General features: G+C 73.9%; 18 protein-coding genes. 10 read left to right on the plus strand and 8 right to left on the minus strand.

The features are described 5' to 3' along the window. Positions 1-6: 6 nt before the first annotated feature. On the minus strand, positions 7-1,023 hold the full coding sequence (locus ABTZ99_RS17010) for a C40 family peptidase (protein WP_498776908.1): 1,017 nt from the start codon (positions 1,021-1,023) through the stop codon (positions 7-9). Between the two features lie 193 nt (positions 1,024-1,216). On the opposite strand from ABTZ99_RS17010, the gene ABTZ99_RS17015 reads away from it, so the two are divergent. Together ABTZ99_RS17015 and ABTZ99_RS17020 are read left to right on the plus strand one after the other, a co-directional pair. After that, positions 1,217-1,957: a lytic polysaccharide monooxygenase gene (locus tag ABTZ99_RS17015; protein ID WP_498776910.1), complete on the plus strand. Its 741-nt coding sequence runs from the start codon at positions 1,217-1,219 to the stop codon at positions 1,955-1,957. A gap of 87 nt (positions 1,958-2,044) precedes the next feature. Beyond that, positions 2,045-2,611: a DUF305 domain-containing protein gene (locus ABTZ99_RS17020; RefSeq protein ID WP_499612144.1), complete on the plus strand. Its 567-nt coding sequence runs from the start codon at positions 2,045-2,047 to the stop codon at positions 2,609-2,611. A gap of 60 nt (positions 2,612-2,671) precedes the next feature. Here ABTZ99_RS17020 and ABTZ99_RS17025 read toward each other — a convergent pair whose 3' ends face one another. Continuing rightward, positions 2,672-3,574, minus strand: coding sequence for an RluA family pseudouridine synthase (locus ABTZ99_RS17025; protein ID WP_499612146.1), 903 nt, complete (start codon positions 3,572-3,574; stop codon positions 2,672-2,674). A gap of 2 nt (positions 3,575-3,576) precedes the next feature. After that, positions 3,577-4,173, minus strand: a complete 597-nt coding sequence (locus tag ABTZ99_RS17030; protein ID WP_499612148.1) for a DUF4386 domain-containing protein — start codon at positions 4,171-4,173, stop codon at positions 3,577-3,579. A gap of 89 nt (positions 4,174-4,262) precedes the next feature. Here ABTZ99_RS17030 and ABTZ99_RS17035 point away from each other — a divergent pair, with 89 nt between their 5' ends. Then, entirely contained in the window at positions 4,263-4,931 is a 669-nt protein-coding gene (locus ABTZ99_RS17035) for a TetR/AcrR family transcriptional regulator (protein ID WP_498776918.1), read from the plus strand. On the opposite strand, the gene ABTZ99_RS17040 is transcribed toward ABTZ99_RS17035, so the two are convergent. Together ABTZ99_RS17040 and ABTZ99_RS17045 are read right to left on the minus strand one after the other, a co-directional pair. After that, positions 4,915-5,538 (minus strand): DUF4230 domain-containing protein, encoded by a 624-nt coding sequence (locus tag ABTZ99_RS17040; RefSeq protein ID WP_498776919.1) that lies wholly within the window; start codon positions 5,536-5,538, stop codon positions 4,915-4,917. The two genes, ABTZ99_RS17035 and ABTZ99_RS17040, sit on opposite strands and share 17 nt — an antisense overlap. 22 nt (positions 5,539-5,560) lie before the next feature. Beyond that, the gene (locus ABTZ99_RS17045; protein WP_499612150.1) at positions 5,561-6,241 is read right to left on the minus strand and encodes an SDR family NAD(P)-dependent oxidoreductase; all 681 of its coding nucleotides are present in this window, start codon (positions 6,239-6,241) and stop codon (positions 5,561-5,563) included. A gap of 61 nt (positions 6,242-6,302) precedes the next feature. On the opposite strand from ABTZ99_RS17045, the gene ABTZ99_RS17050 reads away from it, so the two are divergent. Genes ABTZ99_RS17050 through lipB form a run of 6 tightly spaced genes read left to right on the plus strand, consistent with a single transcriptional unit; the run spans position 6,303 to position 10,247 of the window. Beyond that, on the plus strand, positions 6,303-6,584 hold the full coding sequence (locus ABTZ99_RS17050) for an acyl carrier protein (RefSeq protein WP_498776923.1): 282 nt from the start codon (positions 6,303-6,305) through the stop codon (positions 6,582-6,584). Further along, positions 6,571-7,782 (plus strand): beta-ketoacyl-[acyl-carrier-protein] synthase family protein, encoded by a 1,212-nt coding sequence (locus tag ABTZ99_RS17055; protein WP_499612152.1) that lies wholly within the window; start codon positions 6,571-6,573, stop codon positions 7,780-7,782. The genes ABTZ99_RS17050 and ABTZ99_RS17055 overlap by 14 nt, the downstream gene beginning before the upstream one ends. A 13-nt stretch (positions 7,783-7,795) precedes the next feature. After that, the gene (locus ABTZ99_RS17060) at positions 7,796-8,767 is read left to right on the plus strand and encodes a beta-ketoacyl-ACP synthase III (RefSeq protein ID WP_499612154.1); all 972 of its coding nucleotides are present in this window, start codon (positions 7,796-7,798) and stop codon (positions 8,765-8,767) included. Positions 8,768-8,770: 3 nt separating this feature from the next. Beyond that, complete coding sequence (locus ABTZ99_RS17065; RefSeq protein WP_499612156.1) at positions 8,771-9,115, plus strand: 3-hydroxyacyl-ACP dehydratase FabZ family protein; 345 nt, start codon at positions 8,771-8,773, stop codon at positions 9,113-9,115. After that, the gene (locus tag ABTZ99_RS17070; protein WP_499612158.1) at positions 9,112-9,555 is read left to right on the plus strand and encodes a 3-hydroxyacyl-ACP dehydratase FabZ family protein; all 444 of its coding nucleotides are present in this window, start codon (positions 9,112-9,114) and stop codon (positions 9,553-9,555) included. Before ABTZ99_RS17065 ends, ABTZ99_RS17070 begins: the two co-directional genes overlap by 4 nt. A gap of 11 nt (positions 9,556-9,566) precedes the next feature. Continuing rightward, positions 9,567-10,247 carry a lipoyl(octanoyl) transferase LipB gene (gene lipB, locus ABTZ99_RS17075; protein ID WP_498776932.1) on the plus strand — a complete coding sequence of 227 codons (681 nt, stop codon included), beginning with the start codon at positions 9,567-9,569 and terminating at the stop codon, positions 10,245-10,247. Positions 10,248-10,285: 38 nt separating this feature from the next. On the opposite strand, the gene ABTZ99_RS17080 is transcribed toward lipB, so the two are convergent. Then, positions 10,286-12,046 (minus strand): 1-deoxy-D-xylulose-5-phosphate synthase, encoded by a 1,761-nt coding sequence (locus ABTZ99_RS17080; protein ID WP_499612160.1) that lies wholly within the window; start codon positions 12,044-12,046, stop codon positions 10,286-10,288. A 556-nt stretch (positions 12,047-12,602) separates the two neighbouring features. On the opposite strand from ABTZ99_RS17080, the gene ABTZ99_RS17085 reads away from it, so the two are divergent. Next, entirely contained in the window at positions 12,603-13,097 is a 495-nt protein-coding gene (locus tag ABTZ99_RS17085) for an HAD domain-containing protein (RefSeq protein WP_499612162.1), read from the plus strand. A gap of 25 nt (positions 13,098-13,122) precedes the next feature. Here the strand turns inward: ABTZ99_RS17085 and ABTZ99_RS17090 are convergent, their stop codons facing one another. After that, positions 13,123-14,295: an alpha/beta hydrolase gene (locus tag ABTZ99_RS17090; protein ID WP_499612164.1), complete on the minus strand. Its 1,173-nt coding sequence runs from the start codon at positions 14,293-14,295 to the stop codon at positions 13,123-13,125. A 13-nt stretch (positions 14,296-14,308) separates the two neighbouring features. Next, positions 14,309-15,091: a MerR family transcriptional regulator gene (locus ABTZ99_RS17095; protein WP_498776940.1), complete on the minus strand. Its 783-nt coding sequence runs from the start codon at positions 15,089-15,091 to the stop codon at positions 14,309-14,311. Between the last annotated feature and the right edge of the window lie 144 nt (positions 15,092-15,235).

Genomic DNA, 15,235 nt, shown 5'->3' on the forward strand with positions numbered 1-15,235 from the left:
CCAGTGTCAGCCAACCAGGCGTCGGATCACACTGATCGGACCAATTGAGTCGATGTCGGCGATCTTCACCGGCACGCCCTCGGTCGACGCGTGCACCGCGCGCACGCCGTCCACGGCCATCGCCACGTGCGACTGACCGGCGTAGTAGATGATCAGGTCACCCGCCCGGACCTGCGCCCTCGTCACCGCCCTGCCCGCCGTGGCCTGCACGTAGGTGGTGCGCCCGATCGTCACGCCCGCCTCGCGGTAGGCGGCCTGCGTGAGGCTGGAGCAGTCCCACGCGTCGGGTCCGTTGGCGCCGAACACGTACCGCTCGCCGCGCTGGGCGAGGGCGAAGTCCAGCGCCACGCCGGCGGCTCCCGGCGGGACGGCGACGTCCGAGGTGTCGCCGGGAGCCGCGAGCACCGCCTTGTCGGCCGCGCTGAGCGACCGGTACTGCGCCCGCGCGTCCGCGACCTGCCGGTCCACCGCCGTCTTGCGGCCCGCGAGGTCGGCGACCAGTCGTTCCGCCTCGCCGGCCGCGGTGGCCGCGCGTCGCTGCGCGTCCTGCGCGCCGGCCGTGGCCCGTTCGGCGTCGTCGACGGCGGCCGACAGCCGGCCCAGCGCCTCCTCGTTGTCCGCGGCGAGCACGCCGAGCGCGCTCATCCGGTTCAGGAAGTCCTGCTGCGAGTCGCTGATCAGCAGCGCGGACAGCCCGGTGAACCGCGCGCCCTCGAACGACGCCTCGGTGAGCAGGTCGACCTGCCCGCGCACGGCCTCCTGGTCGGCTCTCGCCCGGTCGCCGAGCCGCGTGGAGTCGGCGAGGTCGGCGTTGGCGCGGTCCAGCTCGCCCTGCTTGGCCTTGAGGTCGTCCTGGGCCTTCAGGTGCTCCTCGTGCAGCCGTTCGGCCTCGCGCGACAGCTCCTCGTACGTCGCCAGCGCGTCCGACGCGTTCGGCTGCGCGAGGGCGGGCGCCGGCACGGTCAGCGCCGCGACGACGGCCGCGGCCAACGCGGTGGCGCGCCTACCCGGATGTGCGTTCACAGTCAGGGCTACGGGTGGCTGGACCAGTCGGTTCAGATCCTTGACCCGGATGACGTTCACGATTATGGTCTAGACCACATCGCGGGGTGTGACGCACCGTTCCCGGTTCGTCACCGTCGCGTGTTCCGGCCGCCGCGGAAATGGACCCTGCCTTGGAGACCCCCTCCGGGTCTCCTCCGAAGGAGCTGGACACATGAGCCTGAAACGCAAGCTCGCGGTGGCACTGGCCGCCGTGGGCATCACCCCGTTCTTCGTCGTGATGTCGGCGGGAACGGCGAGCGCGCACGGCTACATCTCGTCGCCGCCCAGCAGGCAAGCGATGTGCGCGCAGGGCCGGATCTCCAACTGCGGCCCCATCGTCTACGAACCGCAGAGCGTGGAAGGTCCGAAGGGCCAGCGCAACTGCCACGCCGGGTTGAGCCAGTTCGCCCAGCTCAACGACGACAGCCGGCCCTGGCCCACCACCCAGGTGGGCAACAGCGTGACGTTCAACTGGACGCTCACCGCCCGGCACGCCACCAGCACGTGGGAGTACTACGTCGGCGGCACCCGGATCGCCGAGTTCAACGACGGCGGCAGGCAGCCCGCGGCCACCGTGACGCACAACGTGAGCCTCGGCGGTCGCACCGGCCGGATCAAGCTGCTGGCCATCTGGAACATCGCCGACACGCCCATGGCGTTCTACTCGTGCGTCGACCTCCAGGTCGGCTCCGGTGGCGGCACGCCGACCACCACGACCACGCCGACCACGACCACACGACCGACGACGACCACGACGCAACCTCCCGCGGGCGGCACGTGGGCGGCCAACACCGCCTACTCGGTCGGTTCGCAGGTGACGTACGGCGGGGTGGGCTACCGCTGCATCCAGGCCCACACGTCCCTCGTGGGCTGGGAGCCGCCGAACACCGCGTCCCTGTGGCAGCGGCTCTGAACCCCTGACGCGGAGCCGATGTGACCGCAGCCCGTCCGCGCCGACCCTGTGACGGCGCGGGCGGGCCGTCCGGCGAAGGAGACGACCTTGCGACGCCTCGCAGCCCTGGTGGCCGGTGTGCTCGTGCTGGCCGGTTGCGGCTCCACCCCCGCGGCGGCCCCGGCCCCCGCTCCGACAGTGGTGGAGAGCAACGAGTTCAACGAGACCGACGTGATGTTCCTGCAGATGTCCGTGCCGCACCACAAGGCCGGGCTGGAGATCGTGCGGCTGGCCGAGGACGGCCCCGTGCGCGCGGAGGTGAAGACCCTGGCCGCGGCCATCGAGGTCACCCAGCTGTCCGAAGTGGACTCGATGACCCAGTGGCTGGCGGACTGGAAGCAGCCCGAGACGGCGGGCCAGGACCCGCAGCTGCACGCCGGGTACGGCGGTGACCACTCGACCAGCCCGGAGGCCATCGCGGAAGTGGCCGCGACCGGTTCCGCCGACTTCGAGAAGGCGTTCCTGAACCTGCTCATCGGCCACCAGCACAACGCGGTGGCGATGGCGAAGCTGGAGAAGGAGGGCGGCGTCAACCCGCAGGCGAAGGAGCTGGCGGAGCGGATCTTCCACTCCCGCACCGCGCAGATCGCGCAGATGCTCGGCTACCTCGGCTAGGGCCGTGACCGGCGCCCTTCGCCGCGGCGGACCGCCCGACGGAGGCCGCCGGTCGCGGCACTAGAGGTCGAGCCGCAGGCCGCTGGTGAAGCGACGGTGCTCGCCCGTCACCGGATCGGTGAACTCGAGCACCTTCGCCAGCAACTGCAACGGGTCGGTGAAGTCGTCCAAGGGCTTCTCGCGCAGGACGGGGTAGAAGTCGTCGTGGCGGATGGGCACGCCGAGCGACGCCATGTGCAGGCGGAGCTGGTGCGTGCGGCCGGTGCGGGGCACGAGCCGGTACCGGCCCCAGCCGTCGCGGTGCTCGACCAGCTCGACCCGCGTCTCGGCGTTCGGCGGACCGGGCACCTCCTGCGCGGTGATGACGCCCTTGACCTTCACGATCCGGCTGCTGACGGTCCTCGGCAGCGTCAACGCCGGGTCGTGCGGCGCGATGGCCTCGTACTCCTTGCGCACCGCGCGGTCGGCGAACAGGGTCTGGTACTTGCCGCGCAAGGTCGGTTCGACCACGAACATGACCAGCCCGGCGGTCACGCGGTCCAGCCGGTGCGCCGGGCTCAGGTGCGGCAGCCCGAGGTCGCGGCGCAGCCGCACGAGCGCGGTCTCGACCACGTGCTTGCCGCGCGGGATGGTGGCCAGGAAGTGCGGCTTGTCGACCACGAGGATGGCGTCGTCGCGGTGCACGACCCGGACCTCGAACGGCACCGCCACCTCGTCGGGCAGGTCGCGGTGGAACCACACCGCGCCGCCGGGCGTGAACGCGGCGTCCGGCGCGATGGGCCCGGCGAGGTCGTAGACGCGGCCTTCGGCGAGCATCAGGTCGATCCGCTCCGGCGCGACCCGGGGCAACCGCTCGACCAGGTGATCGCGAACGGTCGCCCACGGCCCCTCGTCGGGGAACCGCAGGCGTGCCGGGTCGAGGCCGTGGCGCTGGTCGAGCGGCGGCCGGAGCTTGCGCCTCATCGTCACGCAGCGTACGCCGGGGCCTTCTCGTCCGAGGCCACCGGAGTGGCGAACCCCTTGACGACCAGCAGCACGCCCAGCGCGATCTCGAACAGCCCGCCCGGCACGGAGAGCGCCACGCCGACGCCGTAGCCGAGGACTTCGAGCACCGCGCCCAGAAGGAAGACGGCGTAGCCGACCACGCCCCACACCGCGATGGCGCGGGGGACCAGGCGGGCGCGGAGCAGGACCCGGCAGAACAGCACGCCCACCGCTCCCACGGCCATCATCGCGACCTGGTAGCTGTAGTGGTTGCCCGCCGCGCCCACCCCGGCCGACGCCGGCAGCAGCACGAACACGACGCCGACGGCCAGCAGCGCCGCCTCGACCGCCCGGCCGACCAGGTACGCGTGCGCGGTGAGCTCGCTGTGCGGGCGCAGCACCGGGAACGCCAGCACGCCGATGCCGACCACGACGGCGGAGTTCGCCAGCATGAGCAGGGCCCCGGCGCCCACCTGCGCGCTCGAACCCGAGCCGACCAGGGCGGTGCCCCCGCCGTACGCGACGAACGCCACGAGGAACAGCGTCCCCACGGTCCGGCCGATGGCTCTCGATGACATGGGGTTCCCCTTCGACGGCGGGCTCAGCCTTACTTAGTAAGGCGGACGGTACCGTACTAAGTACGGAGCTGTCACCGCCGGAGGTCGGGTTGTCGAAGCAAGGCGCACCACTGAGCCGGGAACGCGTCCTGCGCGCCGCCGTCGCCATCGCCGACGCGGGCGGGATCGCGGGGTTGACCATGCGGTCCCTCGCCGACGCGCTCGGGGTCAAGCCGATGTCGCTGTACCACCACGTGGCGAACAAGGACGAGATCCTCGACGGCATCGTGGACGTGGTCTTCGGCCGGATGGAGCTGCCGACGCCCGGCGGCGACTGGCGGCACGAGATGGTCAAGCGGGCGAACTCCGCGCGCGACGTGCTCCGGCGGCACCCGTGGGCGATCGGCCTGCTGGAGTCGAGGAAGGCGCCCGGCCCGGCGACGCTGCGGCACCACGACGCGACCATCGGCACCCTGCGCCGCGCCGGCTTCCCGGTCGCGACGACCGCCCACGCCTACGCCCTGCTGGACAGCTACGTGTACGGGTTCGCGGTCCAGGAGGCCGCGCTCCCGTTCAGCGGCCCCGACTCCGCCACCGAGGTGACCGAGGACATCCTGGCGCACCTCGCGCGGGAGGACTACCCGTACCTCGTGGAGATGGCCACCGAGCACGTCCTGCGACCGGGCCACGACTTCGCCGACGAGTTCGCGTTCGGGCTCGACGTGATCCTCGACGCCATGGCGGCCTGGCTGCCCGGGGGGATCAGTCCAGGCTCGTGAACTCGACCTGGTACCCCAACGCGCCGAACATGCCGGTCAGCATCTTGCGGGTGTTGTCGTCGGCCCGCTGCACCAACCCGGACTCCCGCGCCGCGTCGGAGATCTTCTGCTCGGCCGCCACGTAGAACGGCTGCTGGTCCTGCGTCTCCACGAGCGAGGCCAGCCGGTCGAACAGCCCGCGCTCCTGCGCGAACACGTAGCACCGCTGCTGGTCCAGGTTCGGCTTGTCCAGCACCGCCTTCGGCAACGCCAGCTGGACCTTGCGCGCCTCGCCGGACGCGGTCGTCGGCGGCACCCGCAGCGCGTCCTCGGCCAACCCGCCGAAGTCGACGTAGGCGTTCACCGTGCCGGCCGCCACGAACAGCGTCCGCTGCCCGGCCAACGCCGACGGCACGTACCGGACGTCGCGCTCGAGGTCGAGCACCACCTGGAACTCGCCCGCCGAGGCGTGGTACTGGCTCAAGTCCCGCAACGACTGCAGCAACGCGGGTTGGCTGCGGTCGATCGTGTCCGTGCCCGTCAGCAACCGGGGCACCACCAACACCGCCGCCACCAGGACCCCGACCGCCACCAGCGCCGCCGCCGCCACACCGATGCGCCATCTCATGGCGGCGGGATACCCCGGCGCGCTACCAGGGAATCCGCCTCCCGTCGCGGAAGAACCCGCCGGTCGGCCCGTCGTCGGGCAACGTCGCCGCCCACACCACGCTCGCCGCGCCCTGCTCGACCGGCCGCCCGCCGGCGCCGCCCATGTCTGTCGCGACCCACCCCGGGCACACCGCGTTGACCTTCATCGCCGGCAGTTCGGCGGCCAACATCAAGGTCAACGCGTTCAACGCCGCCTTCGACGTGCCGTAGGCCGGCGTGCCGCCGCCCATCGACGCCAACGACGCGGCCTCGCTCGACACGTTCACCACCCGTGCCCGCCGGGCCGCCCGCAGCAGCGGCAGCAGGGCCAGGACGGTCCGCCACGGCCCGTAGAAGTTGGTCTCCATGGCCTCCCGGACGACCCCCAGATCGGCCGACGACGCGCGCTGCCAGGTGTCGTAGTGGATGGCCGCGTTGTTCACCAGCACGTCCAACCGCCCGTGCCGCGTGGTCAGGTGCGCGGCCAGTTCGGCCGCCGACGCGTCGTCGGTCACGTCCAGCCGGCAGTGGTCGACGCCCAGCCGTTCGGCCGCCGACCTGGCCTTCCCCGCGTCACGCGCGGTCAGCACCACGACGTGGCCGAGCGCGGCCAGCCGACGGCACACCTCCAGCCCGATGCCCCGGTTCCCGCCCGTCACGACCGCCACCGGCGCGTCCGCCATGCCCGTCCTCCCCGAGTCCTGCCGCCCGGACATTCTCCCTGGTTGACCGGCGGTCCGGCCGATGAGGTTCGATGGTGGGGAGGAGTCGCGCGAACGAGGGGAGACCGCGGTGTACGAGACGCTGAAGAAGATCCTCGTCGACACGTTGAAGGTCGAGCCGGAGCAGATCACCCCGGAGGCGACCAAGGACGACCTCGACCTGGACTCGCTCGCGTTCGTGGAGCTGTCGATGGTGCTCGGCAAGGAGCACGGGCTGCACATCAGCGACGACGAGCTGTTCGACATGGAGACCGTCGGCGACATCGTGGCGCTGATGGAGGAGCGCGCCGGTGACCGGTCTTGACATCGCGGTGACCGGGCTCGGCCTCGTCACGCCGGGCGGTGTCGGCGTGGAGGCGGGCTGGGCGGCGGTGCGCGCGGGCCGTTCGACCGCCGCGCACGACCCGGTGCTCGCCGGTCACGAGGTGACGATCTCGTGCCGCGTCCCCGACTTCGACGCCGACGCGCTGCTCGGCGCGCGGCGGGCCGTCCGGCTCGACCGGTTCACCAGGTTGGCGCTGGTCGCGGCACGGGAGGCGGTTGCCGGGGAAGACCTCGCCGGCTGGGACGCGGCGCGGGTCGGCGTGGTGATCGGCACGTCGGCGGGCGGCGTCGAGACCTTCGAGCGGCAGCACGGCGTGCTGCTCGCCGACGGGCCGACCGGGGTGTCGCCGCTGGTGCTGCCCATGCACCTGCCGAACATGGTCGCGGGTCAGCTCGCGATCGAGTTCGGCTTCCGCGGGCCGAACCTGGTGGTGTCGACGGCGTGCGCGTCCGGCGCCACCGCGATCGGCGTCGCGTGCGACCTGCTCGCCGCGCGGCGGTGCGACGTGGTGCTGGCCGGCGGCGTCGACGCGCTGCTCACCCCGGTGACCATGGCGGGTTTCGCCCGGATGGGCGCGCTGTCGCGGCGGGACGACCCGGCGACGGCGTCGCGGCCGTTCGACGTGGACCGGGACGGGTTCGTGGCGGGCGAGGGCGCGGCGGTGCTCGTGCTGCGGCGCGCGGAGGACGCGCGGGCCGACCGGCGGCGGGTCCGGGCGCGGGTCGTCGGGTACGGCGCGACCGCCGACGCGCACCACATCACCAACCCGGACCCCGAGGGGCGGGGCGTGATCGCGGCGACGAAGGCGGCGCTGGCGGACGCGGGCGCGTCGGCTCCGGACGTCGACCACGTCAACGCGCACGGCACGTCGACGCAGCTCAACGACCTGGTGGAGGGGCGCGTGCTGGCGGAACTGCTGCCGTCCGGGCCACTGGTGACGTCGACCAAGGGCGTGACCGGGCACATGCTCGGCGCGGCCGGCGCGGCGGAGGCGGTGTTCACCGTGCTCGCGGTCGAGCAGGGCCTCGTGCCGCCGACCGCGAACCTCGCGACCCTCGACCCCCGGCTGGACCTCGACGTGGCGACCTCCGCGGTGCCGAGGGAGATCGACCTGGCGTTGAGCAACTCGTTCGGGTTCGGCGGGCAGAACGCGGTGCTCGCCATCGCGAAGGCGTGAGCGGGGGAGGACGATGACCTACCGCGGTGCGGTGCTCCTCGGGGTCGGCGCGAGCCTGCCGGGACGGGTCGTCACCAACGACGACCTGGCCGCCCGCCTGGACACCTCGGACGAGTGGATCAGGTCGCGCACCGGCATCGGCGCGCGGAGGTGGGTGGAGCCGGGCACGTCGACGTCGGACCTGGCCGTCGACGCGGGCGCGCGGGCCCTGCGCTCCGCCGGGACGTCCACTGTGGACGCGGTGATCGTCGCGACGACCACGCCGGACCGGTCGTGCCCGGCGATCGCGCCGGACGTCGCGGCCCGGCTGGGCCTGATCGGCGTGCCCGCGCACGACGTGGCCGCCGTGTGCACCGGCTTCCTGTACGGCCTGGCGAACGCGGTCGGCCTCATCGCGAGCGGCGCGGCGCGGACCGTGCTGCTGATCGCCGCCGAGACGTTCTCCACCATCCTCGACCCGGACGACCGCGGCACGGCGGTGATCTTCGGTGACGGCGCGGGCGCGGTCGTCGTGGGCGAGGGGGAGGGCATGATCGGCCCGTGCGTGCTCGGCAGCGACGGCACCGGGGCCGACCTCATCCAGGTGCCGGCGGGTGAGCGGCACTTCCGGATGAGCGGCAAGGAGGTGTTCCGGCAGGCGGTCGAGCGGATGTCGGACGTCGCGCTGGAGGCGTTGGCCCGCACCGGCCTCGGCCCGGAGGACGTCGACCACCTCGCGCCGCACCAGGCGAACCGGCGCATCTGCGACGCCGTCGCCCGCCGACTCGGGCTCGACGAGGCGAAGGTGCTGGCGGACCTCGAGGCGGTCGGCAACACGGCCGCCGCGTCGATCCCCGTGCTGCTGGCCGACGCCGCCGCGGCCGGTCGGCTCAAGGCAGGCGACCGGGTGCTCACCGTGGCCTTCGGCGGCGGCCTGACGTGGGGCGCGGCCACGCTGGTATGGCCGGACGTGACCGCGGACTTCGGCGTGCTGGGGGAGGGCTGACCGGTGACCGGCTACCTCGCGTCGCCCGTGGAAGTGCTGGAGCGGTCCGGGACGACCGTCGTCGCCCGCATGGCGGTCGCGCCGGACGACCCGCTGTTCGCGGGCCACTTCCCGCGCTTCCCGATCTTCCCCGGCGTGGCGGTCGTGGAGTTCGCGCACCGCGCGGCGACCGCGACGGGCGCGGTGCGGCTCGCCGCGGTCGAGTCGACCCGGTTCGTGCGGCCCACGTTCCCCGGCACGACCTTGACCGTGCGCCTGACCTGGGACGACGACGGGCGGCGGTGTGCGGCGGTGGTAACCGACGACGAAGGTGTGGTCGCCCGGATCAAGCTGCGGTACGAGCCGTGACGACCTCCTCCGAGATCCTCCGCCTCCTGCCGCACCGGTACCCGCTGCTGCTGGTGGACCGGGTGGTGGACGTGGCGCCGGGCGAGTCGTTGACCGCGCTCAAGGCGGTCAGCGCCAACGAGCCCTGGCACGCCGGTGACGGTGACTTCCCGTCGACGTTGCTGCTGGAGTCGTGGTGCCAGGCGGCCGTGCTGCTGTCGTCGTGGGGCGAGCCGGACACCGGTCGGGTGGTCCTGTTCGGCGCGCTCGCGGACGTGGAGTTCCACCGGCCGGTCGTGCCGGGCTGCGTGGTGCGGCACTCGGTGCGGATCCTGCACGTCCGCGGCGACACGGTGGCGTTCACCGGGGAGGCGGAGGCCGACGGGCACGTCGTGATGACGGTCGGCCGGGTCGTGACGACCACGCGTGCCGCCGCCGACCTGCGGCCTGGGAACCTGTGACCATGGGTGCGATGCGATTCGTGCACGGCGGGTTCGGGCCGGACGCGGTGGCGTACGAGCAGGCGTACGCCGAGCAGCGGCGGCTGCACGCGGCGCGCGTCGCGGACGAGATCACCGACGTCTGCGTGCTCCAGGAGCACCTCCCCGTCTACACGGCGGGCAAGCGCACCAAGACCACCGCGTTCCCGCCCGACGACGTCCCGGTGCTGACCGTGGACCGCGGCGGCGAGATCACCTGGCACGGTCCCGGTCAGCTCGTCGGCTACCCGGTGGTGAAGCTGCCGGTGCCGCTGGACTCCGTCGGCCACGTCCGCCGGATCGAGGACGCGCTGATCGGCACGTGCGCCGAGTTCGGCGTGGTGACGGCGCGGCTGGCCGGGCGCAGCGGCGTGTGGGTGCTCGGCGACCGGCCGCCCGCGCCGGACGTGCCGCCGTCGGCTGCCCGCGCGCACGGTCAGCACCGCAAGATCGCCGCGATCGGCGTGCGCATCGAGCGGTGCACCAGCCTGCACGGGTTCGGCCTCAACTGCGACCCCGACCTGACCCCGTTCGACCGGATCGTGCCGTGCGGCATCGAGGACGCCGGCGTGACCTCGTTGTCCGCCGAACTCGGCCGCCGGGTCACGCCCGCCGACGTGGTGCCGGTGGTCGAACGCCACCTGACGAGGGTGTTCGCGACCGATCGCCGGTGAGACGGGCCGTCGTCCGCCGGGGTGGGGCCCGACACCGGTCAGGACGTCCAGCCCGGCAGGAAGCGGGCCGCCGTGCGGGCGATGCCGGCGGCGTCCAGGTCGTGCATGCGCAGGATGTCGGCCCGCGAGCCGTGTGGCAGGAAGTCGTGGGGCAGGCCGAGGATCCTGATCCGGCGGCTCAGGCCCGCCTCCCGCAGCGCGCCGGCGACGGCCTCGCCGACCCCGCCGCCGCGCACGCCGTCCTCCACGCACACCACCACCCGGTGCTCGGCGGCCAACGCCACGACCGCCGGGTCGACCGGCGTCACCCAGCGCGGGTCGCACACGGTCACGCCGACGCCCTCGCCGGCGAGCGCCACGGCGGCGGCCACCCCGTCGGACGCGAGCCCGCCGACGGTCACCAGCAGCACGTCCCGCCGGGACGACCGGTGCAGCACGTCCACCCGGCCGAGCCGGTCCACCGCGGGGACGTCCGCGCCGACCGCGCCCGCGGGGAAGCGGACCGCGGTCGGCCCGTCGTCGGCGACCGCCTCGTCCAGCAGCTGGCGCAGCCGGGCGCCGTCGCGGGGCGCGGCCACCCGCATCCCGGGCACGACGCGCAGCAGCGCCAGGTCCCAGGCGCCGTGGTCGCTCGGACCGTCCTCGCCGGTCACCCCGGCCCGGCCGAGCACGAACGTCACCGGCAGGCGGTGCAGCGCGACGTCCATCAGCACCTGGTCCGCCGCCCGGGTCAGGAACGTCGAGCACACCGCCACCAACGGCCGCAGCCCGCCCATCGCCAGGCCCGCCGCGCACGTGACGGCGTGCTGCTCGGCGATCCCGGTGTCGAGCACCCGGTCGGGGAACGCCTCGGCGAACGCGGTCAGCCCGGTCGCGTGCGGCATGGCCGCGGTCAGGCACACCAGGTCGGGGTGGCGGTCGGCGAGCACCAGCAGGTGCCGCCCGAACACCGACGTCCAGCCCGGACCCCCGGCGGCCGACGGCGCGGGCACGGCGTGCAGGCGGTCCACCGGATCGTCCTCCGCCGGCGGGTGGCCCCTGCCCTTCTCGGTCACGCAGTGCACGACGACCGGGCGCCGCAACGCTTTCGCAGCCGTCAACGCCTCCTCCACCCCGACGACGTCGTGCCCGTCGACCGGGCCGAGGTAGCGCACGCCGAAGGCGGCGAACACGTCGCCGCCCGCGCCCGCGCGCAGGGCGGCGAGGTGCCTGCCCACCGCGCCCGCCGTCGGCGCGCGGGAGCGGCCGTTGTCGTTGAGCACCACCACGACCGGGTGGTCGACGCCGCCGAGGTTGTGCAACGCCTCCCACGCCAGGCCGCCGGTGAGCGCGCCGTCGCCGACGACCGCCACCACGTGCCGGTCGTGCTCGCCGCGCAGCCGCGCCGCCCGCGCCAGACCGTCCGCATAGGACAGTGCGGTGGACGCGTGGGAGTTCTCCACCAGGTCGTGCGGCGACTCCTCCCGGCTGGGGTAGCCGGACAGGCCGCCCTCGCGGCGCAGGTCGACGAACGCGTCCGCCCGGCCGGTGAGCATCTTGTGCACGTAGGACTGGTGCCCGCCGTCGAACACGATCCGGTCGTGCGGCGACCGGAACACCCGGTGCAGCGCCAACGTCAGCTCGACCACCCCGAGGTTCGACCCGAGGTGACCACCCGTGCGGCCCACCGCCTCGACCAGGCGTGCCCTGAGCTCGCGCGCCAGCTCGTCGAGCGCGTCGCGCGGCAGGCCGGGCAGGTCGGCCGGACCGGTGCACCGGCGCGCCGGCGCGCGGACGGCACTGGGCAGGGTGTCGGTCATCAGGCCACTCCATGCGGTGCGAAAGCCCTTGCGGCAACGTGGGGTGAGGCGAACGTGCCGCACCCGGCCGGCCGGGACAAAGCGGGCCGCCGCGTTTCACGCGAACGAGATCGCGGGTGCCACACGGACGTGTGCGTGCCGTGCCGGGAATCCGGGGCACGACCCGCGAGGGCGGTGAATGCCGGGGCTGGGAGACGGGGGAGCCGGGGCGGGGAGCCGGCAGCCGGGAGCCGGGGCTGGAGGGCTGGGGCTGGGAGCCGGCAGCTGGGAGCCGGGGCAGGAGCCGGGAGCCGAGGGCTGGGCGCGGTGAGGGCCGGGCTGGGCGTGGTGGGCGGTGGGGGATCTGCCCGGTGGGGACCTGCCCGGTGGGCGGCGGGGCCGGGGGTCCCGTGGAGCGGTGGGGCCGGGCGTGGGCGCAGTGGGGTCAAGGCTGCGGCGGGGCGTGCCCCGTGAGTTCCGTCCCGGTGAGTTCCGTGCCCGAAACGCCGGGCCGGTGGGCGTCACGCCCGCCGAGCGGCACGTGGGTCGAGGTGATCGGGCGAGTAGCGTCGGTCGGGTGAGGCCGCTGGTGCTGCTGGACGTCGACGGGCCGCTGCACCCGTTCGCCGCCCGCACCCCGCCGGACGGGTACGTGGAGCACCGGTGGCGGCTGTCGCGGTGGGGGCGGGCGGTGCAGCGGGCTTGGTTGAACCCGTCGCACGGGCCGGCGTTGCTGGAGTTGGCCCGGCGGACCGGCGCGGAGCTGGCGTGGGCCACGACGTGGGAGCACCGGGCCAACACGACGGTCGGCCCGGCGCTCGGCCTGCCACCGCTGCCGGTGGTCGGGGTGCGCGCCTACGAGGGCAAGGCGGACTGGAAGTTCGGCGCGGTCGGCCGGTTCGCCAGGGACCGGCCGCTGGTCTGGCTGGACGACGACTTCGACCTGTTCCCGACCGCGCGCCGGGCGTTCCTGGACCGCCGCCGCGACCCGACCGCCCTGATCGCGGTCGACCCGGCCACCGGCATCACGGCCGATCACCTGGCGGCCGCGGCGGCGGCCCTGGACTCCTAGTGCCGCGTCCCGACGGTCACGCCCGCTAGCGCAGGGTGCGGTCGAAGAAGGACACCACGTGCCGGCGCACGGTCGGCACCGCGACGGCCGGGTCGAGCGTGCCGACCATCGCGGTGCGCCCGGCGTCGTCCATCAGGCCCGCGTCGTGCAGTTGCGGCGTCAAGGCGGCGAAGTCGGTCAACGTCCAGTGGTTCGCGTCGGCGATCACGTGCTGCTGGACGCCGCCGTGCGCGAGCATCGCCGACCACGCGCGCCGGTAGCGGTCGTTCTGGAAGCCCTCCGTGCCGAGCAGCAGCAACGGCCGGTCCACCCCGTGCCGGGCGACGGGGAGCAGCTCGCCGGCCTGGCCGGGCTGCTCCGGGTGGTAGTCCAGGAAGCCCTCCATGTTGATCGCCGCGTCGATCCGGCGGCGCCGGTCCTCGTGCATCGCCTCGGCCGCGATCGTGCCGCCGAGGCCCTGGCCGTACATGCCGACCCGGCGCAGGTCCAGCGCACGGCCGAGGTTCGCCGGGAGCGCACGGCCGTCGGCGTCCGGGTTCCCGCCCGACGCCAGGAGCTCCAGCCGGTCGAGCACGAGCCGCACGTCCGCGAGCCGGGTGGCGATGATGGCGCGGTACAGCCCCGGGTTCACGCTGGGGTTGTCGGTCAGGGCGACGTGCCGCGTCCCGTTCGGCAGGTCGACCGCGAAGGTCTCGCCGGGGTGGTCGATCGTCACCACGACGTAGCCGCGGCTCGCCAGCTCCTCTGCGGTGGTGACGCCGAACGCGCGCGTCTCGACCAGCCCGGGGTCGTAGAGCACGACCGGTCGGCGGCCGGGGAGCACGGGCGCGTCCACGTGCGAGTGGGTGGCGATGGCGGCCCAGTCCACGCCGCTGGCCGGCAGGTGTGGGAGCCCCCACGGCGTGTACGACGGGAGCGCCGCCGCGGCGCCGGGAGTCAGCTGCGGGGCCACCGGGCGGTCCCGCACGTCGAGCGCCGGGTAGTGCACCGAGGTCATCACGTCGCGCGACCGGCCGTCGGCGGACCACGGGTCCGGCCGGTCGACGTCGACCAGGTGCAGCGCGGTGACGCCGACGCGGTGCGGTCCGGTCGGCGCGGGCAGGGTCAAGGTCGGGCCCGGGTCCGCCTCGGCGACGCCGGTCAGCGTCGAGGCGAGGACGGCCAAGGCCGCTATGGACACGCTCGTCTTGTGGAACACGTTTCCCCCTGTTTCATTCGGCTGACAATGCCGCGTACATGCGGCCCAGGTAGTCCCACAGGCCGTCGCCGAGGTCGTCCACCGACTGACCCGGCAGCACGTCCCGCAGCACGCCGCGCCCGTTCTCGCGGAAGAACGCGCCCATCGAGCTCAGGATCTCCCGGTCGCCGGCGGCGAAGGTCTCGCCGACGTCGACCAGGCGCCGGGCGGTCCGGCGGACCTCCGGGTCGTCCACCGGGTCGCCCGCGCGGTAGTGCGCGACCACCTTCGCGAGCACCTCGGGCCACTCCTCGTCGAGCCTCTTGCGGGCGTCCGGACCGATCTCGAAGGCGTGCCGGTCCAGGAAGTCGCGCTGTTCCCGGGTGAGGCGGCCGTCGAAGATCGTGGTGCTGCCCAGCAAGGCGAGCAGCCGGTCCGGGTCCGGCCGGGTCGGCCCGCTCAGCTGGGCGAGCAGCCCCCTCGTCTGGCGGCGCAGCGCGTTGAGCCGCCAGACCTGCTCGTCCAGCTGTTCCAGGTGGCCGGCGAGCACCCGGACCAGCGGCCCGGGGTCGGACGCGCCGGCCAGCACACCGCCGATCTCCTCCAGCGACATGCCGAGCTGCCGCAGCAGCCGGATCTGGTAGAGCCGGTGCAGGTCGCCCTCGGTGTAGCGCCGGTGGCCGGCGGGCGTGCGCTCGCTGGGCCGCAGCAGGCCAAGCTCGTCGTAGTGGTGCAGCGTCCGCACCGTCATCCCGGCCACCTTGGCCAGCGCGCCGACGCTCCACCGCGGCTGGTCGAGGCCCCCCTCAACGCCCATGGCACGACCCTAGAACCTCACGTCGCGTCAGGTTCAAGTCTGTTTCCCGGACGGGGCGGGACGTCATACTATGGCGTGAATTTCTACCAACTGGTAGAAATCTGTGGGAGCGCTTCCATCCACGCCCGACGCCGACGTCAGGAG

This window comes from Actinosynnema sp. NPDC002837 (assembly GCF_040295345.1).
Classification (GTDB): domain Bacteria; phylum Actinomycetota; class Actinomycetes; order Mycobacteriales; family Pseudonocardiaceae; genus Actinosynnema.